At 72.9% G+C, this 17,085-nt stretch carries 18 protein-coding genes; 13 read left to right on the forward strand and 5 right to left on the reverse strand.

The window, feature by feature from the left end; translation table 11 throughout:
- Positions 1-8 precede the first annotated feature (8 nt).
- A complete protein-coding gene (locus HZF07_RS02475; RefSeq protein ID WP_181644675.1) occupies positions 9-473 on the forward strand; it encodes an SRPBCC family protein in 465 nt (154 codons plus the stop codon).
- Here the strand turns inward: HZF07_RS02475 and HZF07_RS02480 are convergent.
- Entirely contained in the window at positions 445-1,551 is a 1,107-nt protein-coding gene (locus HZF07_RS02480; RefSeq protein WP_157346728.1) for a threonine aldolase family protein, read from the reverse strand. The genes HZF07_RS02475 and HZF07_RS02480 overlap by 29 nt on opposite strands.
- The gene (locus HZF07_RS02485; RefSeq protein ID WP_157346730.1) at positions 1,544-2,791 is read right to left on the reverse strand and encodes an alpha/beta hydrolase; all 1,248 of its coding nucleotides are present in this window, start codon (positions 2,789-2,791) and stop codon (positions 1,544-1,546) included. Before HZF07_RS02485 ends, HZF07_RS02480 begins: the two co-directional genes overlap by 8 nt.
- Positions 2,792-2,935: 144 nt before the next feature.
- Between HZF07_RS02485 and HZF07_RS02490 the strand changes: the two genes are divergently transcribed.
- Complete coding sequence (locus HZF07_RS02490) at positions 2,936-4,390, forward strand: WS/DGAT/MGAT family O-acyltransferase (RefSeq protein ID WP_157346732.1); 1,455 nt, start codon at positions 2,936-2,938, stop codon at positions 4,388-4,390.
- On the opposite strand, the gene HZF07_RS02495 is transcribed toward HZF07_RS02490, so the two are convergent.
- On the reverse strand, positions 4,332-5,264 hold the full coding sequence (locus tag HZF07_RS02495) for an alpha/beta fold hydrolase (RefSeq protein WP_309504294.1): 933 nt from the start codon (positions 5,262-5,264) through the stop codon (positions 4,332-4,334). The genes HZF07_RS02490 and HZF07_RS02495 overlap by 59 nt on opposite strands.
- Before the next feature lie 98 nt (positions 5,265-5,362).
- Between HZF07_RS02495 and HZF07_RS02500 the strand changes: the two genes are divergently transcribed.
- The 5 genes from HZF07_RS02500 to HZF07_RS02515 are packed head-to-tail and all read left to right on the forward strand — an operon-like array spanning position 5,363 to position 9,984.
- Positions 5,363-7,525: an acyl-CoA dehydrogenase gene (locus HZF07_RS02500; RefSeq protein ID WP_309504296.1), complete on the forward strand. Its 2,163-nt coding sequence runs from the start codon at positions 5,363-5,365 to the stop codon at positions 7,523-7,525.
- The gene (locus tag HZF07_RS23460) at positions 7,522-8,019 is read left to right on the forward strand and encodes an FAS1-like dehydratase domain-containing protein (RefSeq protein WP_198346522.1); all 498 of its coding nucleotides are present in this window, start codon (positions 7,522-7,524) and stop codon (positions 8,017-8,019) included. Before HZF07_RS02500 ends, HZF07_RS23460 begins: the two co-directional genes overlap by 4 nt.
- Positions 8,016-8,426 carry a Zn-ribbon domain-containing OB-fold protein gene (locus HZF07_RS23465; RefSeq protein WP_309504299.1) on the forward strand — a complete coding sequence of 137 codons (411 nt, stop codon included), beginning with the start codon at positions 8,016-8,018 and terminating at the stop codon, positions 8,424-8,426. Before HZF07_RS23460 ends, HZF07_RS23465 begins: the two co-directional genes overlap by 4 nt.
- Positions 8,423-8,824 carry a MaoC family dehydratase gene (locus HZF07_RS02510; protein ID WP_157346736.1) on the forward strand — a complete coding sequence of 134 codons (402 nt, stop codon included), beginning with the start codon at positions 8,423-8,425 and terminating at the stop codon, positions 8,822-8,824. The genes HZF07_RS23465 and HZF07_RS02510 overlap by 4 nt, the downstream gene beginning before the upstream one ends.
- The gene (locus HZF07_RS02515; RefSeq protein WP_181644676.1) at positions 8,821-9,984 is read left to right on the forward strand and encodes a lipid-transfer protein; all 1,164 of its coding nucleotides are present in this window, start codon (positions 8,821-8,823) and stop codon (positions 9,982-9,984) included. Before HZF07_RS02510 ends, HZF07_RS02515 begins: the two co-directional genes overlap by 4 nt.
- A 95-nt stretch (positions 9,985-10,079) precedes the next feature.
- Here HZF07_RS02515 and HZF07_RS02520 read toward each other — a convergent pair whose 3' ends face one another.
- On the reverse strand, positions 10,080-10,817 hold the full coding sequence (locus tag HZF07_RS02520; protein WP_157346738.1) for a dienelactone hydrolase family protein: 738 nt from the start codon (positions 10,815-10,817) through the stop codon (positions 10,080-10,082).
- 28 nt (positions 10,818-10,845) lie between these two features.
- Here HZF07_RS02520 and HZF07_RS02525 point away from each other — a divergent pair, with 28 nt between their 5' ends.
- From HZF07_RS02525 to HZF07_RS02540, 4 genes are all read left to right on the forward strand, one after another.
- Complete coding sequence (locus HZF07_RS02525; RefSeq protein WP_157346740.1) at positions 10,846-11,736, forward strand: aminoglycoside phosphotransferase family protein; 891 nt, start codon at positions 10,846-10,848, stop codon at positions 11,734-11,736.
- Positions 11,737-11,827: 91 nt separating this feature from the next.
- A complete protein-coding gene (locus HZF07_RS02530; protein ID WP_157346742.1) occupies positions 11,828-13,228 on the forward strand; it encodes an MFS transporter in 1,401 nt (466 codons plus the stop codon).
- Complete coding sequence (locus HZF07_RS02535; protein WP_181644677.1) at positions 13,225-13,521, forward strand: hypothetical protein; 297 nt, start codon at positions 13,225-13,227, stop codon at positions 13,519-13,521. Before HZF07_RS02530 ends, HZF07_RS02535 begins: the two co-directional genes overlap by 4 nt.
- Entirely contained in the window at positions 13,518-14,504 is a 987-nt protein-coding gene (locus HZF07_RS02540) for an RNA polymerase subunit sigma-70 (RefSeq protein WP_157346744.1), read from the forward strand. The genes HZF07_RS02535 and HZF07_RS02540 overlap by 4 nt, the downstream gene beginning before the upstream one ends.
- On the opposite strand, the gene ppk2 is transcribed toward HZF07_RS02540, so the two are convergent.
- The gene (ppk2, locus tag HZF07_RS02545; RefSeq protein WP_157346746.1) at positions 14,501-15,307 is read right to left on the reverse strand and encodes a polyphosphate kinase 2; all 807 of its coding nucleotides are present in this window, start codon (positions 15,305-15,307) and stop codon (positions 14,501-14,503) included. The genes HZF07_RS02540 and ppk2 overlap by 4 nt on opposite strands.
- A gap of 16 nt (positions 15,308-15,323) precedes the next feature.
- On the opposite strand from ppk2, the gene HZF07_RS02550 reads away from it, so the two are divergent.
- Together HZF07_RS02550 and HZF07_RS02555 are read left to right on the forward strand one after the other, a co-directional pair.
- Complete coding sequence (locus HZF07_RS02550; protein WP_157346748.1) at positions 15,324-15,833, forward strand: 2'-5' RNA ligase family protein; 510 nt, start codon at positions 15,324-15,326, stop codon at positions 15,831-15,833.
- A 51-nt stretch (positions 15,834-15,884) separates the two neighbouring features.
- Positions 15,885-17,075 (forward strand): DUF480 domain-containing protein, encoded by a 1,191-nt coding sequence (locus HZF07_RS02555; RefSeq protein WP_157346750.1) that lies wholly within the window; start codon positions 15,885-15,887, stop codon positions 17,073-17,075.
- The last annotated feature ends 10 nt before the right edge of the window (positions 17,076-17,085 follow it).

Genomic DNA, 17,085 nt, shown 5'->3' on the forward strand with positions numbered 1-17,085 from the left:
TTGTCGCCGTGAGCTGGTGGATCTCCCACGTCGAGCGCACGGTGGCAGCGGAGGTGCCCGCGCCCCCGGACGCCGTCCGCGACCTCTACGTGGACCTCGACAGCCTGCAGGTGGTGCACCCGCTGATCGTGTCGGTCACGGAGCTCTCGCGCACGGACGTCCCCGGCGGCTACCGGCAGAGCTACCGCGTCGTGGACCGGATGAGGTGGGGGCCGATCACCTTCCGCATCACCTACCGGGCGCAGTGGGACGTGCACGACCACGGTGACGTCGAGTTCGAGGCGGTCCAGTCACCGGGCGTCCGGCTCCGCGGCACGGTGACGTTCGCGCCGACGGCGACCGGCACGCAGGTCTCCGAACGGCTCCACATCGCGGCGCCGCGCCTGCTGGCCGGCTACACCGCGCGGGAGGCGGTCAAGGCGCACGCGGGGATGCTGGCCGCGATCAGCTCCCACTTCGCGTCTCGACGATGAGGCCGGCGACCAGGTCGGCCATCGCGGCCGGGTCGAGCGCGAGGGCGGTGGGGGAGACCACGACCTCGGTGCGGATCCGGCCGGGCTGGTCCGTGGACGACCACACCGGCAGACCGATCCGATGCTCCTCGATCGCAGCGGCGGTGCGCTCGTTGGCCGCGTCGGCGTCGCCGTTGGCGAAGAGCAGGAACTGGTTCGTCTGCGGCACCCCCGGCTGCACGGCGAGCTCGGCCGGCAGGCCGGCCGCGAACGACCGGGCCCAGGCGACCGTGTCGGGGAGGAGCGGCAGCTGCTCCCGCAGGCCCGCAAGGGCCGACACGGCCTCCGCGGTGGCGCGGAAGGTGGTGCCGCCGAGCCGGCGCCGCCACAGGCGCGCCTCGGCGACGAAGTCAGCCGGACCGAGCAGCGCCGCGCCGGTCAGCCCGCCGAGTCCCTTGTAGAACGAGACGTACGTCGAGTCCGCCCGGCGTGCGATCTCGGACAACGGCTGGTCGAACCAGGCCTGCGACTCCCAGATCCGGGCGCCGTCGACGTGCAGCGCCACGCCCCGCTCCCGGCAGGCGGCGGACAGCTCGTCGAGCTCCTCCCACGTCGGCAGCAGGCAGCCGGCCTCGCGCAGGGGCAGCTCGACCAGCACCGCGCCGACCCGTCCGGGCAGCGCGTCGAGGTGCGCCGCCGTCGGGGCTTCGAACCCGGTCGTCAGGAACACGACCTCCAGGTCGTGGAGGATCCGCGGGCCGTCCTCCTCGTGCACGAGCAGGTGGCTGAGGTCCGGCAGCGCGACGCGACGACTGCCCGCGCGGTCGCAGTGGATCCGCAGCGCCGCCTGCTGCGCCATGACCCCGCTGGGGAAGTACGCCGCGGCCTCGACGCCGAACCGCTCGACGAGGTCGTCCTCGAGCATCGTCACCGCGCCGCCGCTCCCGTAGGTGTCCCAGGAGTCGATGCCGAGCTCCTCGCACACGCGGGCGAGCGCCTCGAACGCCTCGGCGGGCGATCCGGGGTGGTGGCCGGAGACGGCGGTGGCGCACGCACGCGCCGCGGCCCGGACCCGGGTCGCGAGCTCGTCGTCAGCCATGCTCGCGCCGCCAGCCGTTCCAGTGCCAGTGCAGGTAGCGGTCGATCGCGCGCACCACGTGCGCGCTGCGGATCGACGGGAAGACGTCGAAGGCGTGCTGGGCGCCGGGGAGCTCGGCGTACACGACCGTCGCGCCGGAGACCTCCCGCAGCCGGGCGACGAAGAGCCGCGCCTGCTCGACCGAGACCAGCGAGTCGTGGGCACCGTGCAGCACGAAGAAGTCCGGGGCGTCCTTGCCGACGCGCAGCAGCGGCGTGCCCGCCTCGAAGACCTCCGGGGCCTCCGACCAGCGCTGCCGGACGACGCGCGGGGCGAGGAACCTGTCACGCATCTGCTCGGCGCTGCGCAGCCCGGTCGAGCCCGCGAAGTCGTAGACGCCGTAGTGCGGCACCGCGACGGCGACGCTGGTGTCGGCGTCCTCGAAGCCGGGCTGGTACGCCGGGTCGTTGGCGGTCACCGCCGCGAGCGCGACGAGGTGGCCGCCGGCCGAGCCGCCGGTGATCGCGATGTAGTCGGGGTCGCCCCCGTGCTCGGCGATGTGCTCCCGGATCCACGCGATCGCCCGCTTCACGTCGATGATCTGGGCGGGGAACGGGTCGCGCGGCGCGAGCCGGTAGTTGATCGCCACGCAGACCCAGCCCTTGGCGGCGAGGTGGTGCATGAGCGGGATGCCCTGCTGGTCCTTGTTGCCGATGGTCCACCCGCCGCCGTGCACCTGCAGCAGCACGGGGGCGCGGCCGTCGATCCCGCCGGCCGGGCGGTAGATGTCGAGCAGGCCGCGCTTGCCGTGCTCGGGCGCGTAGGGGATGTCCTTCTCGACGACCACCTCCCGGTTGCGCATCCGGAACGGGTTGGCGAGCGAGCGCCACGGCGTGGCCAGCTCCGCGGGGGTCGGCTTGGCGTCGAGCTGCTCGATGTAGTCGTACCCGAGGCCCTCGACGAGAGCGTCCTCGGCGTCCTTCTGCACCCGGCGCGCCTGGTCGGCCAGGTAGGCCTGCCCGGCGAGGTTCGCGACCGCCAGGGCGAGCCCGCGCTTCGAGCGTCGCCGGCCGCGACGTGACCCGGGGCCGAGCAGGTGCGCGGTGGTGTCGGCGGCGGTCAGGGCCATCAGGTGCGGGACGAGCTCCGAGGTCAGCCAGCCCGCGAAGAAGGCCGGGATCCCGGCCCGGAACCCGGGGACCGGGCGGATCGCGTTGGCGGTGAGCGCGGCGGTGACGACCTGGCGACGGAGGAACCCCATGCCTACCAATGTAGAAGACGGGACGATGTGCCCTGGTTGTCCGACGCGCCGCGGGGCAGGCTGGCCTGAGAGGCGGGTCACGCGTGTCCTCCGCCGCGACGACTCGTTCAGAACGAGAACGTGTTCCACCGGAGGGAGAGCACCATGGACCGGCTGTCGGGGCTCGACGCGAGCTTCCTGTACCTCGAGACGCCCGCGCAGCTGATGCACGTGTGCGGCGTCATCGTGCTCGACCCGAGCACGATCCCGGACGGCTACAGCTACGCCGCGTTCCGGGCCGAGCTCGACCGCCGGGTGCGCGACGTCCCCGAGTTCACCCGCAAGCTGCGCAAGGTGCCGCTGGGCCTGGACCACCCGATCTGGGTGCAGGACCGGCACTTCGACATCGACCACCACGTGCACCGGCTCGCGCTCCCGTCACCGGGCGGGTACGCCGAGCTCGTCGAGCTCACCAGCCACCTGGCGGGCCTCCCGCTCGACCGGTCGCGCCCGCTGTGGGAGATGTGGGTGATCGAGGGCTACCACGGCACGGACGGCCAGGAGCGCGTCGTGGTGTTCTCCAAGATGCACCACGCGACCGTCGACGGCGTCTCCGGCTCGAACCTGATCTCGCACCTCTGCAGCCTCGAGCCGGACGCCGACCCGGTGACCGAGGTGGAGCCGCTCGTGGCCGGCCGCGAGCCCGGCCACCGGGAGCTGTTCGGCCGGTCCCTGGTGAGCATGCTGGCGCGGCCGCTCAACGCCGTACGCCTCGTGACGCCGTCGGCGCAGCTCGTGACCGAGACCATCGGACGCGCCCGCGCGGGCACCGCGATGGCGGCGCCCCTGATGGCGCCGCGCACGTCGTTCAACGGCACGATCACGGGCCACCGCACGCTCGCGCTCGCGGACATGAGCCTCGAGGACGTCCGGCAGGTCAAGAACGTCACTGGCACCACCGTCAACGACGTGGTGCTCGCGGTCGCCGGCGGCGCGCTCCGCGGCTATCTCGAGGCGCGCGACGAGCTGCCGTCGAGCTCGCTGCTCGCGACCGTGCCCGTCTCGGTGCGCGCGGAGTCCCAGCGCTCGGGCGGCGCCAACAAGGTCTCGGCCCTCTTCGCCCGGCTCGGCACCGACACCGAGGACCCGCTCGAGCGGCTGCGCGACCTCGCCGAGCGCAACCAGCACGCCAAGGAGCACCACCAGGCGATCAGCGCCGACTCCCTCCAGGACTGGGCCGAGTTCGCGGCGCCGCGCACCTTCGGCCTCGCGGTCCGCGCGTACGCCGGCCTGCGGCTGCCCGAGCGGCACCCGGTCGTGCACAACCTGGTCATCTCCAACGTGCCCGGCCCGCCGATCCCGCTCTACTTCATGGGCGCGCTCATCGAGGGCCTCTACCCGCTCGGGCCGGTCTTCCACGGCGCCGGACTCAACATCACCGTGATGTCCAACAACGGCAAGGTGCACGTCGGCGTGATCGCGTGCAGCGAGTCGGTGCCGGACGTCGAGGACCTGGTGCGCCGGTTCCCGGCAGAGCTGGCCGCGCTCAAGGCCGCCGTCGTCAGCGCCCAGACGCCGAAGCGGCAGCGGAAGAGCGGGAGCCGCGCCGCCGCGCGCTGACGGTCGTCACGGCCTCCAGGAACGCCGGCACGAAGCGCTCCGACTGCAGCACGCACGCGGCGTGGCCGGCGGCGACCTCGTGGGTGGTGGCGCCGGGGATGCGGCGAGCCAGCGCGACCTGGTTGCGCGCCGGGAGCACGTGGTCCTGGGTCGTCACCACGACCGCGGTGGGCACGTCGATGCGGCCCAGCCACGGCCGCGAGTGGTGCCGGCCCAGCGCAGCGACCGCCTGGCCGACGGCCCACGGCGAGGTGCTGCGGAACTCGCGGAAGGCCCAGTCGTGGATGTCGTCGGGCTGCAGGTCGAGCGCGGCGGCCGCCGTCCGGGCCGCGCGGACCGCCGTGCGGGACCGGGAGAAGCCACGGGTCGCCGCCATCGCCAGTCCCGTCGCCGCGTGGAAGCTCCGCTCGGCGACCGTCGAGCGGAACCGGTCGGTGGTCGCACAGAGCACGAGCCCGGCGACGATCTCGGGGTGCCGGCGCCAGACCCGCTGGGCGACGATCGAGCCCATCGAGTAGCCGGCGACGATCGCCGGGCCGAGGTCGAGCTCCTCGACCAGCGCCGCGACGTCGTCGGCGCAGTCGTGCACCGAGAACTCCTCGGACTGGATGCCGCGCCCGTGCCACCGCAGGTCCATCGTCACCACCCGGAAGCGGCGGGAGAGCGGGCCGATCGACGGGAACCACGTCAGCAGTCCCGTGCAGCCCACGGCGTGCAGCAGCACGACGACGGGTGCGTCCGGGGTGGGGCCCGGCGTGTCGGTCACGTAGGTCGTCCCGCGACCGGGCAGGTCGACCATCCGGCCCTCGGGGATCGCGACGTACGGGACGTAGACCAGGTGGGAGACCAGCGTGCGTGGGGTCGGCAGGCGCACGAGGAGGAACCTCACTCTCGACGGCGTCGTCGGGCTAGAGTAGAACAGGTTACAGTTTTCGCATCCGGACGTACCCGAGACGGTGGCAGGAGATGCACGTGACGCAGGACCTGGAAGCGATCGAGGCGGTGCGCTCGGTCGTCCGCGAGGCGCTGGACCGGGCGGGCGAGGACGCGGACGCGACCTGGTCGGCCCTGGCGGCCGCCGGGCTGCTGGCGCTGCCGGTGCCCGAGGCGCAGGGCGGCGAGGGGCTCGGGCTGCCGGAGGTCGCCGTGCTGCTCCGCGAGACCGGGCACCGGGCGGTCCAGCTGCCGGTGTGGGAGACGCTCTGCTGCGGGGTCCTGACGCTCGCCGCCGCCGGATCCGCCGAGCAGCGGGCGCTGCTCGCCGGCGTCGCCACCGGCGAGACGCTCCTGACGCCCGCACTGCGCGAGCACGGCTCGCCGTCGACGTACGCCGACGGAGCGGTGACCGGCCGCAAGGTCGGGGTCACCTATGCCGACCGGGCGGCCCGGCTGCTCGTCACGGCGACCGACGGCGACCGGCCCGTCGTCGCGCTCGTCGACCCCCGGGGACCGGGCGTGAGGCTGCTCGGGTCGCACTCCTCGTTCGGCACCCCGCAGCACACGGTCGTGCTCGACAACGCCCCGGCCGAGCTGCTGCCGGGCGATGACGCCGCGCGGCTGCTGCGCGAGCTCGCGACGGCCGGGCTCTGCGTCACGGCCGCGGGCGTGGTGGCGGGCGCGCGCGACCTGACGGCGGCGTACATCAAGGGGCGCACGCAGTTCGGCCGCTCGCTGGCGGAGTTCCAGGCGGTCGCGATGCAGATCGCCGACGTCTACATCGCCTCGCGCACGCTCGACCTCGCCGCCGACAACGCCGCCTGGCGGATCGCCGAGGGTCTCGACGTGACCGACGACCTCGCCGTGGCGGCGTACTGGACCTGCCACGAGGCGCCGCCGGCGATGCGCACCTGCCACCACCTGCACGGCGGCATGGGCGTCGACATCACCTACCCGATGCACCGCTACTTCTCGTGGGTCACCGACATCGTGCACGCGCTCGGCGCGCAGGCCGAGGACGTGACGATCGAGGACCCGACGACCAAGAACCTCGAGCTCACCGAGTCGCAGCGGACGCTCAAGGCCGAGCTCCGCGCCTACTTCACCGGCCTGGCCGACGAGAACGAGCACCGCGACATGGCGCTGGACCGGCACGGCGAGACCTACCAGCGCGTGGTCAAGCAGATGGGCACCGACGGCTGGATGGGCGTCGGGTGGCCGAAGGAGTACGGCGGGCACGGGCTCGGCGAGATCGAGCAGACGATCTTCGCCAACGAGGCGCAGCGCGCCGACGTCCACTTGCCGGCGGTGACGCTGCAGACCGTGGGGCCGACGCTGATCCGCTACGGCACCGAGAAGCAGAAGGACATGTTCCTGTCGCGGATCCTGGCGGGCGACGTGCACTTCGCGATCGGCTACAGCGAGCCCGACGCCGGCACCGACCTGGCGTCCCTGCGCACGACCGCCAAGCGGGACGGCGACCACTACGTCGTCAACGGCCAGAAGCTCTGGACCACCGGCGGCCACCAGGCCGACTACGTCTGGCTCGCGGTGCGCACCGACCCGGACGCCCCGAAGCACAAGGGCATCTCGATCCTCATCGTGGACACCAAGGACCCGGGCTACTCGTTCACGCCGATCATCACCGCCGACCGGTCGCACCACGTCAACGCGACGTACTACAACGACGTCCGGGTGCCGGTCGACATGCTGGTCGGCGAGGAGAACCAGGGCTGGAAGCTGATCACCACGCAGCTCAACCACGAGCGGGTGATGCTCGGACCGGCCGGCCGGCTGGAGGGCCTGCGCGACAGGGTCGCCGAGTGGGCGACGAAGGCAGGCGTCATCGACCGGCCCGACGTGCGCCGGGTGATGGGCGAGGTGACGACGGTCTTCCGCGTCAACGAGCTGCTCAACTGGGAGGTCGCCCGCGCCGCCGCGGTGGGAGAGATCTCCGTCGGCGACGCGTCGTCGTCGAAGGTCTTCGCCGCCGACCAGGTGCAGCACCTCGCCGCCGACCTGGGCGGCATCGTGCACCGCTACGGCGACCCATCGGACCAGGAGACCGACGAGCTGATGACCTATCTGGACGGACAGGCCAAGCGCAACCTGGTCCTCACCTTCGGTGGGGGCGTGCAGGAGGTGCAGCGCGAGCTGATCGCGATGTTCGGGCTCGGGCTGCCGCGGGTGCCGCGATGAGTGACGCCAGCCACGAGAAGATCATGGCCGAGGCCGAGCGGATCAAGGCGCTCGGCGAGGCGTCGGAGTCGATGGCGCCGTACGAGGTCAACCAGCCGACGATCGGGACCTGGTTGGACGCGATGGGCTACGACAACGACCGCTTCCGGCAGGGCGAGGCGCCGCCGTCGATGGCGCAGGTCTGGACGATGCCCGGGCTCGGCCGGCGCCGCCCCGACGACGACCCGCTGAGCACGATGATGGAGGTGCTCACCGCCGAGGGCTACACGGCCGTGCTCGGCACCAACTGCGAGCAGACCTACGAGCGCTACCTGCGCGTCGGCGAGCGGGTGCGGGTGACCACCGCGCTCGACTCGGTGGCCGGGCCGAAGCAGACCGCGATGGGCGAGGGCTACTTCGTGACGTCGCGCAACACCTGGTACGTCGGTGACGAGGTCGTCGCGACGATGCTCTTCCGGGTGCTGAAGTTCATCCCGAAGGAGAGGAACGCGTGACCGCCGGCGTGATCCGGCCGATGATCGGCCGGGACTCCCGCTTCTTCTGGGAGGGCACCCAGGTCGGCGAGCTCCGGATCCAGAAGTGCAACGCGTGCGGGGCGAAGCGGTTCCCGCCCGGCCCCGCCTGCCAGGAGTGCCCGGCGTACGACCGCGGCTGGGAGGTGGCCGCCGGCACCGGCACGGTCTTCTCCTACGTCGTGCACCGCTACCCGCCCGTGCCGGGCAAGGAGCTGCCGATCGTCATCGCGCTGGTCGACCTCGACGAGGGCGTGCGGATGGTCGGCGAGGTCGTGGACGTGGCCGACGGTGACGACGGACCGGAGATCGAGATCGGGATGCGGCTGCGCGTGGACTTCCGCACCATCGACGACGACCTGACCCTGCCGATCTGGAGGAAGGCATGAGGACGCTGAGCGCCGGCGAGCAGATCCCCGAGTGGAGCCTGCCGATGACGCCGACGACGATCGTGAGCACCGCGATCGCGACCCGGGACTGGCAGGACGTCCACCACGACCGCGACATCGCGCAGGCGGCGGGGTCGAAGGACATCTTCATGAACATCCTGACCAGCAACGGCCTGGTCGAGAAGTACGTCGTCGACTGGGCCGGCCACGACGCGGAGCTCAAGGGCATCGCGATCCGGCTCGGCGCGCCCGCCCACCCCTACGACACGCTGACGTTCAGCGGCACCGTGGAGTCCGTCGAGGACGGCGTCGCCACGATCTCCGTCGTCGGCCGGGTCTCGCTCGGCGACCACGTGACCGGGACCGTGAAGGTGGCGCTCCAGGAGACGGCGGAGTGAGCCTCTACCGCAAGGCCGCGATCGCCGGCATCGGGGCGACGGAGTTCTCGAAGGAGTCGGGCCGCTCCGAGCTGCAGCTCTCGGTCGAGGCCGTGCGCGCCGCGCTCGCCGACTGCGGGCTGACCGCCGCCGACGTCGACGGCTTCACGACGTTCACGATGGACACCTCCTCGGAGATCGCGCTCGCCCGCGAGCTCGGCTGCGGGGAGCTGCGCTTCTTCAGCCGGATCAACTACGGCGGCGGCGGTGCCTGCGGCACCGTGCAGCAGGCGGCGATGGCGGTCGCCACCGGCGTCGCGGACTGCGTGGTCGCCTATCGCGGCTTCAACGAGCGCTCGGAGTCGCGGTTCGGGCAGGTGTCGCTCGCCGCCGCGACGCAGGTCAACACCAACGGTCTCGACAACGCCTGGACCTACCCGATGGGGCTGGGCACCCCGGCCGCCACGGTGGCGATGCAGGCGACGCGCTACATGCACGAGTACGGCGCGACCTCGGCGGACTTCGGCCGGGTCGCCGTCGCCGACCGCCGGCACGCCGCCACCAACCCGGCCGCGTTCTTCTACGGCAAGCCGATCACGCTCGAGGACCACCAGGCCTCCCGGATGATCGTCGACCCGCTGCACCTGCTCGACTGCTGCCAGGAGAGCGACGGCGCGGTCGCGCTCGTCATCGTCTCGGCGGAGCGGGCCCGCGACCTGGCGCAGCGGCCGGCGTACATCTCCGCGGCAGCGCAGGGGAGCGGCGTCGACCAGTACGTGATGACGTCGTACTACCGCGACGACATCGGCATCCCCGAGATGGGCGTGGTCGGGCGCGAGCTGTGGCGGCAGTCGGGGCTCGGTCCCGACGACATGGACATGGCGATCCTCTACGACCACTTCACGCCGTACGTGCTCATGCAGCTGGAGGAGCTGGGCTTCTGCGGCCGAGGCGAGGCGCCCGGCTTCATCGCCGACGGGGCGATCGAGCTCGGGGGCAGGCTGCCGATCAACACCCACGGCGGGCAGCTCGGCGAGGCCTACATCCACGGCATGAACGGCATCGCCGAGGGCGTCCGCCAGGTGCGCGGGACCTCGGTCAACCCGGTCCCGGCCGTCGAGCACGTCCTCGTCACCGCCGGCACCGGCGTCCCCACCTCCGGCCTCGTCCTCTCCACCTGACGTTGAATCGAGACTTCTTACCGTTGAGTCGAGACTTGTGACGATCGAGTGGAGAGTTTTGGCTTCTCGACGGTCAGAGAGTCTCGACTCAAGCGTCACAAGTCTCGATTCAACCTCTGTGCGAAGAACGCCAGCACCCGGTCGACCGCCTCCTGCTGCCGGTGCTCGGTGAGGGTCGAGTGCTTCTTGCCCGGGAACTCGACCCGGACGAACGCCTCGCCGATCTCGGCGGTGAGGGTCTCGAAGCGGGTGCCCACCGCCAGGTCGTCGCGGTAGCGCAGGCCGAGCACCTGGCAGCCGCCGGCGGCGCGGGCGCGTACGTCGGCGAGGTCGGCGGGGGAGAGGTTGAGGTCGGCTGCCCGCTTCCTGCCGACCGGGAACGGCAGCGACGGCTGCGCGATCACCGGCGCCGCGACCGAGTCGTCGACCATCATCGCCAGCGCGAAGCCGCCGGTGAAGCACATGCCCAGCGCGCCGACGCCGGGCCCGCCGAGCTCGGCGTGCAGCGACCGGGCCAGGCTCCGCAGCCAGCCCGCGACCGGCGACGTCCGTCCGGTCGCCATCGTGGTGAACTCGCGGCTCACGCACACCCGCGGGAAGACCGTGGCGATGGTCCCGGCGGACATCGGCGCCTCCGGCGTGCCGAACAGGTGCGGCAGGACCACGGTGAACCCGGCGGCGACGACCTCCTCGGCGAACCCGATCACCTCCGGCGTCAGCCCCGGGATCTCGTGGATCACGATCACGCCCGGGCCGCTGCCCTTGCGGTACGTCGGGTGGGTGACCCCGTCGGCCGAGTGCTGCCCTGTCGTCCAGGAATCCAGGAGCGCCATGGGGGGAGTATTCCGTAGGGTCGCGGCGATGCAGATGCACGACGACCAGGTCGCGGTCACCCAGGAGCTCGTCCGGGGGCTGCTCGACCGCCAGCTCCCGCAGTACACCGGCCTCCCGCTGCGCCCGGTGGCCGAGCACGGCACCGACCACTCCCTCTTCCGGCTCGGCGAGGACCTCGTCGTGCGGATGCCCGTGTACGCCGGCTCCGCGGACCAGGCCGCCAGCGACGCGCGATGGCTGCCGGTGCTGGCGCCGCACCTGCCGGTCGCCGTGCCGGTGCCGGTCGCCCTCGGCGAGCCGGACGAGACCTACCCGTTCCCGTGGTCGGTCGTGCCCTGGCTCCCCGGCACGCCGCCGGCTCCCGGCAACGCCGACCCGCACGCGCTCGCCGCTGACCTGGCCGGGTTCGTGCGAGACCTGCACGCCGTCGACACCAGCGGAGGCCCGGCGAAGACCGGCACCTCGCGCGGGACCCCGATCCGTGGCTGGGATCCCCACGTGCGCGCCGCCATCGACGAGGCGGGCGACCGCGTGGACCGCCCCCGGGTGCTGGCCGCGTGGGAGGACTGCCTGGCCGCGCCCGACTGGCCCGGCGACCCGGTGTGGATCCACGGCGACCTCCTCGCCGGCAACCTGCTCGTGCACGAGGGTCGCCTCAGCGCGGTCATCGACTTCGGCGCCCTGGGCCTGGGCGACCCGGCCCCGGACCTGCAGCCCGCCTGGGCGACGCTGCCGTCCGAGGCGCGGGCGGCGTACCTCGACGCGCTCGGCTACGACGACGACACCGTCCGCCGCGGTCGCGGCTGGGCGCTCGGTCCGGCACTCACCGGGATCCCGTACTACTGGGACACCGTCCCGGCCTTCGCGCAGCGTGGACTGCGCACCGTCGCGGCGGTGCTGGCGGACCTGGAGCGGTAGCCGGGCTCGCGCCTGCGCGATGAGTTCCGGGCAGCGCCCGGATCACACGAGTGCAGGCAGCAGCAGACGCTGCCCCTTCCAGGAGGACGACATGCTCGACGCTCGACACCGCCGATGGGTCATCGTGCTGACCGCGATCGGCTCCGTCATGGCCGCCATCGACACGCTGGTGGTCACCACCGCGATCCCCACGATCCGGACCGACCTGCACGCGTCGCTCCCGGAGCTCGAGTGGACCGTCAACGCCTACAACCTCAGCCTGGCCGTGCTGCTGGTGCCCGCCGCCGTGCTGGGCGACCGCCTCGGGCGGGCCCGGTGCTACGCGGCCGGCCTCGTCCTGTTCGCGCTCGCATCGGTCGGCGCCGCGCTCTCGACGGGTGCGGGCACGCTGATCGCGATGCGCACCGTCCAGGGTGCGGGTGCCGCGCTGCTGCTGACCCTCGGGCTGGCGCTGCTCACCGGCGCCTTCCCGCCCGAGCGACGCGGCGAGGCGGTCGGCGCCTACAGCGCCGTCACCGGCATCGCCGTGGCGTGCGGGCCGTTCATCGGTGGTGTCGTCCTCAGCGGCCTGGACTGGCAGTGGATCTTCTGGGTCAACGTCCCGATCGGCCTGGTCGCCGTGCCGCTGGTGCTGCGGCTCGTGCCCGAGGTGAAGGTCGCCGACAGCACCCTCGACCTCCCGGGGGTGCTCCTGCTCGCCGGCGGCTGCTTCGCGCTGGTGTGGGCGATGGTGCGCAGCGCGACCGAGGGCTGGGGCGCTCCCGAGGTGGTCGCGATGATCGCCGCCGGCGTCGTGGTCCTCGGCTGCTTCGTCGTCTGGGAGCGCCACACGGAGCGGCCGCTGATCCCCGGCGCCCTGCTCGCCAAGCGGGGGTTCGCGGCCGGCAACGTGGCGGCGTTCATGACGCTCGCCGCACTGTTCTCCGCGGTCTTCTTCTACGGCCAGCTGCTCCAGGTCGCGTTCGGGGACAGCCCCCTCGAGGCCGGCGTACGCCTGATGGCGTGGACCGCCACCCTCGTGGTGGTCGCACCGTTCGCCGGCAAGCTGGCCGACCGCGTCGGGGAGCGACCGCTGCTGACCGCCGGGCTCGCGATCCAGGCCGGCTCCTTCCTCTGGCTCGCGGCGACCGTGGACTCCGCGCAGGGCTACGCCGACGTCGTGGCGCCCTTCGTGCTCGGCGGCATCGGCGTCTCGATGGCCATCCCGTGCGGCCAGAGCGCCGTCATCGGGGCGGTCGAGGACCGCGACGTGGGCACCGCCTCCGGCGTCAACGCGACCATGCGCGAGCTGGGCGGCGTGTTCGGCGTGGCCCTGAGCGTCGCGCTCTTCGGCGCGTACGGCGGGTACGGGTCGGTCCCGGAGTTCGTCGACGGCTTCGCCGCGGCCATGGCCGCAGCCGCCGTCCTCTCGATCGTGGGAGCCGTCGCCGGTCTCGCGCTGCCCGCGCGTCGACGGACCGTCGTCCCGGCGAACGTGGCGGTGGCGTCATGAGCCGGGTAGTGGTGCGCTACCGGGTCCGGCCCGACGCCGCTGCGGAGAACGAGCGGCTGATCCGCGAGGTGTTCGAGGAGCTCGCGGAGCGGCGTCCCGGGGGCTTCTCGTACGAGTCGTCGGTGCTGTCCGACGGCGTGACGTTCGTGCACGTCGTCGAGGGCGACGAGACCGCGCTGCGGGAGCTCCCGGCGTTCCAGCGGTTCTCGTCGACCGTCGGCGGCCGGTGCCAGGATGCTCCCGTGCAGTCCACCGCGCGGATCGTCGGCAGCTTCGAGGGGAGGGCATCGTGACCACGGCCGACCCCGCGGTGTTCGACGAGCTGGTCGCGCCGCTGCGCCCGGGACTGCTGCTGCACTGCTACCGGATGCTCGCGTCCTCCCACGACGCCGAGGACGCGGTGCAGGAGACGCTGGTCCGCGCCTGGCGGAGCCTGGACAGGTTCGAGGGTCGCAGCGCGCTGAGCACGTGGCTCTACACGATCGCCACCAACGTCTGCCTGCGCGAGATCGAGCGTCGCGGCCGGCGGCTGCGCCCGGTCGATCTGTCGCCGTCCGCGGACCCGGCGATCGAGCTCGGCGCACCGCTCACGGAGACGGTCTGGCTCGGCCCGCTGCCGGCCGCCGGCCTGATGTGGGCGTCGACCCCGGCCGAGGCGGTCTACGAGCAGAAGGAGGCCGTCGAGCTCGCGTTCGTCGCCGCGCTGCAGCACCTGCTCCCGCTGCAGCGGGCGGTGCTCGTGATGCGCGACGTGCTGGCGATGCCCGCCGCGGAGGTGGCCGAGGCCCTCGACACCACGGTGGCCGCGGTCAACAGCGCCCTCCAGCGCGCCCGCGCCGCGCTGCACGAGCGGCTGCCCGACCGCAGCCAGCAGCGGGTGCTCCGCGACGTCGGCGACGACAGGGTGCGCGAGACCGTGACCGCGTTCGTCGCGGCGTGGGAGCGGTCCGACATCGACGCCGTGGTGGCTCTCCTCGCCGAGGACGTCGTGCTGACGATGCCGCCCTACCTGGAGTGGTACGCCGGCCGCGGCCCGGTCGAGACGTTCCTGGCCAGCGCGCCCCTCGCACCCGGCAAGCGGTGGTCGTGCACGCCGACGACCGCCAACGGCCAGCCCGCGATCGCCAAGCACCGCTGGGACGCGGAGGTCGGCGCGTGGCTCGCCCACAGCCTCAGCGTGCTGAGCCTCGACGACCGGGGCGCCGTGCTCCGTATCGACGCGTTCCTCGACCCGTCCGCGTGCGTCGACGCGCCGCCGCGGCTCGGAGGGCGCTAGCCGAGGAGCGTCGCCACGTGGTCCGGCACGTACGACGCCTCGTCGCGCGGCGGGCGCTGGTAGCCGGTCGACGGTGGGCGGTCCGGCACCTCGATCGGCGGGTACTCGACCTCGGCGTACGGGATCGTCGAGAGCAGGTGCGCCATCATGTTGAGCCGCGCCTCCTTCTTGACGTCTCCCTCGACGACGTACCACGGCGCCTCGGGGATGTCGGTGTGCACCATCATCTCGTCCTTGGCGCGCGAGTAGTCCTCCCAGTGCGTGATCGACTCCAGGTCGGTCGTGGAGAGCTTCCACCGGCGCATCGGGTCGTCGATCCGGCCCCTGAACCGGCGCTGCTGCTCGGCGTCGCTGACCGAGAACCAGTACTTCCTCAGCAGGATCCCGTCCTCGACCAGCAGCCGCTCGAAGATCGGACACTGGTGCAGGAAGCGCGCGTGCTCCTCGGCCGTGCAGAACCCGAGCACCCGCTCGACGCCGGCGCGGTTGTACCAGGACCGGTCGAGCAGCACGATCTCGCCACGCGCCGGCAGCTGCTCGACGTACCGCTGGAAGTACCACTGCCCGCGCTGTCGCTCGCTGGGCGCGGGCAGCGCGGCGATCCGGGCGACGCGGGGGTTGAGGTACTGCGTGATCCGCTTGATCGCCCCGCCCTTGCCCGCGGCGTCGCGGCCCTCGAAGACGACCACGATCCGCGCCCCCTCGGCGCGCACCCACTCCTGGACCTTGACCAGCTCGGCCTGGAGCCGGAACAGCTCGTCCTCGTAGGCACCCTTGCCCAGGCGCTTCTTCGGCTTGCCCATGGGGCAGCCTAGGCACATGCCGAGGCTGCACGCGCTGGAACTGGTCCCCGACGACGCGGGTCAGGACGCCGTACGCCGCGACTGGCAGCGTCTCCGCGACGCCGGGCTGCCCAGCCAGCTCGACCACGGGAGCGCGACCAACACCCCCCACCTGAGCGTGGTCTCCGCTCCCGCGCTGCCCGACGCGGCGATCGACGTGGCGCACGCCCGACTCGGGTCGCTGCTGCCGGTCCGGGCGCGGGCCGCGGGGCTGCTGGTGCTCGGCGGCGCCCGGGTCACGGTCGCCCGGGCCGTCGACATCGACGACGACGTGACCCGCCGGGTCCTCGCCGTCCGCGTGCAGGTCCCGGACCGGCAGCACCTCGGCTGGCTGCCGCACGTCACGCTCGCCCGGCGCGTCGACCGCGCGCTGATCCAGCAGATGGTCGACGTGCTCGGTCACGAGGACGTCGTCCTCACCCTGGCCGAGCTGCGGCGCTGGGACCCCGAGCGTGGTCAGGTCACGACGATCGCCCAGGCGCGGTAGGCGGGTCGGCGGAGGCGACCGGCCCTGGAGTGACGTCGGTAGGGTCCTGTCATGGCCGACCTCCCCGTGCTCGATCCGGAGGAGCAGCGGGTCCTGGGCAGCCTGCTGGAGAAGCAGCGCACCGTGCCCGACAGCTATCCGTTGTCCCTCAACGCGCTCCGCACCGCCTGCAACCAGAGCAGCAGCCGCGACCCGGTCGTCTCCTACGACGAGCAGACCGTCGAGCAGGTGGGCCGCCGGCTCAAGGACCGTGGTCTGCTGCGGATCGTCTGGGCCGCGACCGGCCGACGGACGCTGAAGTACCACCAGGCGCTCGACGAGGTCGTCGACCTGGCGGACGACGAGCGCGCGCTGCTCACCGTGCTGCTGCTGCGCGGGCCGCAGGCGCCGGGCGAGCTCCGCACGCGCACCGAGCGGATGCACACCTTCGCGGACCGGGAGGAGACGGAGCAGGCACTCGTCCGGATGGCCGAGCGCGGACTGGTCCGCGAGCTGCCCCGGCGCGGAGGCGAGCGCGACAACCGGTGGATCCACCTGCTGGGTGCCGAGGCGGCCCCGGAGCCGCCGGCGCCGGCGGTGGACATCCTCGCCGAGGGCGGTGCCGCTCGTGACGAGCGGGTGCGCGCGGCGTACGACGCGGTGGCCGCGACCTACTCCGAGACGCTCTTCAACGAGCTCACGGGACTGCCGTTCGAGAGCTGGCTGCTGGACCGGGTCGCGGCGTACGCCGACGGCGGTCCGGTCGTCGAGGTCGGCTGCGGCCCGGGCCACGTCACGGCGTACCTCGCCGAGGCGGGTGCGGACGCCACCGGCATCGACCTGTCCCCGGCGATGGTCGACGAGGCGCGGCGGCGCTACCCGGACGGCTCCTACGAGGTCGGCGACCTGCGCCGCCTGATGCGGCCGACGAGCGCGCCGGGGTGGTCCGCCGTGCTGGCGTGGTACTCGCTCATCCACCTCGCCGCATCGGAGCTGGCGCCGGCCGTCGAGGCGCTCTCGCGGCCCCTGGACCGCGGCGGCTGGCTGGTGCTGGCGCTGCACGCCGGCTCGGAGGTGCGGCACGTCGACGCGTGGTTCGACCACGAGGTCGACCTCGACTTCATGCTGCACGAGCCCGCCGACGTCGTCGCCCTCGTGAGGGCGGCCGGGCTCGTCGACGTCGAGTGGTACCGGCGCGGTCCGGTCGAGCATCGGGACGAGACCACCGATCGGCTCTACGTCGTCGCGCGCAAGCCGTCCTGAGCGCGGCCGC

The organism is Nocardioides agri (genome assembly GCF_013778305.1).
GTDB classification, from domain to species: domain Bacteria; phylum Actinomycetota; class Actinomycetes; order Propionibacteriales; family Nocardioidaceae; genus Nocardioides; species Nocardioides agri.

What these genes read in the sequence shown, in the direction of transcription:
- HZF07_RS02480 (WP_157346728.1), bottom strand. Translation starts at nt 1,551, where the DNA reads ATGGCTGACGACGAGCTCGCGACCCGGGTCCGGGCCGCGGCGCGTGCG.
- HZF07_RS02485 (WP_157346730.1), bottom strand. Translation starts at nt 2,791, where the DNA reads ATGGGGTTCCTCCGTCGCCAGGTCGTCACCGCCGCGCTCACCGCCAAC.
- HZF07_RS02490 (WP_157346732.1), top strand. Translation starts at nt 2,936, where the DNA reads ATGGACCGGCTGTCGGGGCTCGACGCGAGCTTCCTGTACCTCGAGACG.
- HZF07_RS23460 (WP_198346522.1), top strand. Translation starts at nt 7,522, where the DNA reads ATGAGTGACGCCAGCCACGAGAAGATCATGGCCGAGGCCGAGCGGATC.
- HZF07_RS02510 (WP_157346736.1), top strand. Translation starts at nt 8,423, where the DNA reads ATGAGGACGCTGAGCGCCGGCGAGCAGATCCCCGAGTGGAGCCTGCCG.
- HZF07_RS02520 (WP_157346738.1), bottom strand. Translation starts at nt 10,817, where the DNA reads ATGGCGCTCCTGGATTCCTGGACGACAGGGCAGCACTCGGCCGACGGG.
- HZF07_RS02525 (WP_157346740.1), top strand. Translation starts at nt 10,846, where the DNA reads ATGCAGATGCACGACGACCAGGTCGCGGTCACCCAGGAGCTCGTCCGG.
- HZF07_RS02530 (WP_157346742.1), top strand. Translation starts at nt 11,828, where the DNA reads ATGCTCGACGCTCGACACCGCCGATGGGTCATCGTGCTGACCGCGATC.
- HZF07_RS02535 (WP_181644677.1), top strand. Translation starts at nt 13,225, where the DNA reads ATGAGCCGGGTAGTGGTGCGCTACCGGGTCCGGCCCGACGCCGCTGCG.
- ppk2 (WP_157346746.1), bottom strand. Translation starts at nt 15,307, where the DNA reads ATGGGCAAGCCGAAGAAGCGCCTGGGCAAGGGTGCCTACGAGGACGAG.
- HZF07_RS02550 (WP_157346748.1), top strand. Translation starts at nt 15,324, where the DNA reads ATGCCGAGGCTGCACGCGCTGGAACTGGTCCCCGACGACGCGGGTCAG.
- HZF07_RS02555 (WP_157346750.1), top strand. Translation starts at nt 15,885, where the DNA reads ATGGCCGACCTCCCCGTGCTCGATCCGGAGGAGCAGCGGGTCCTGGGC.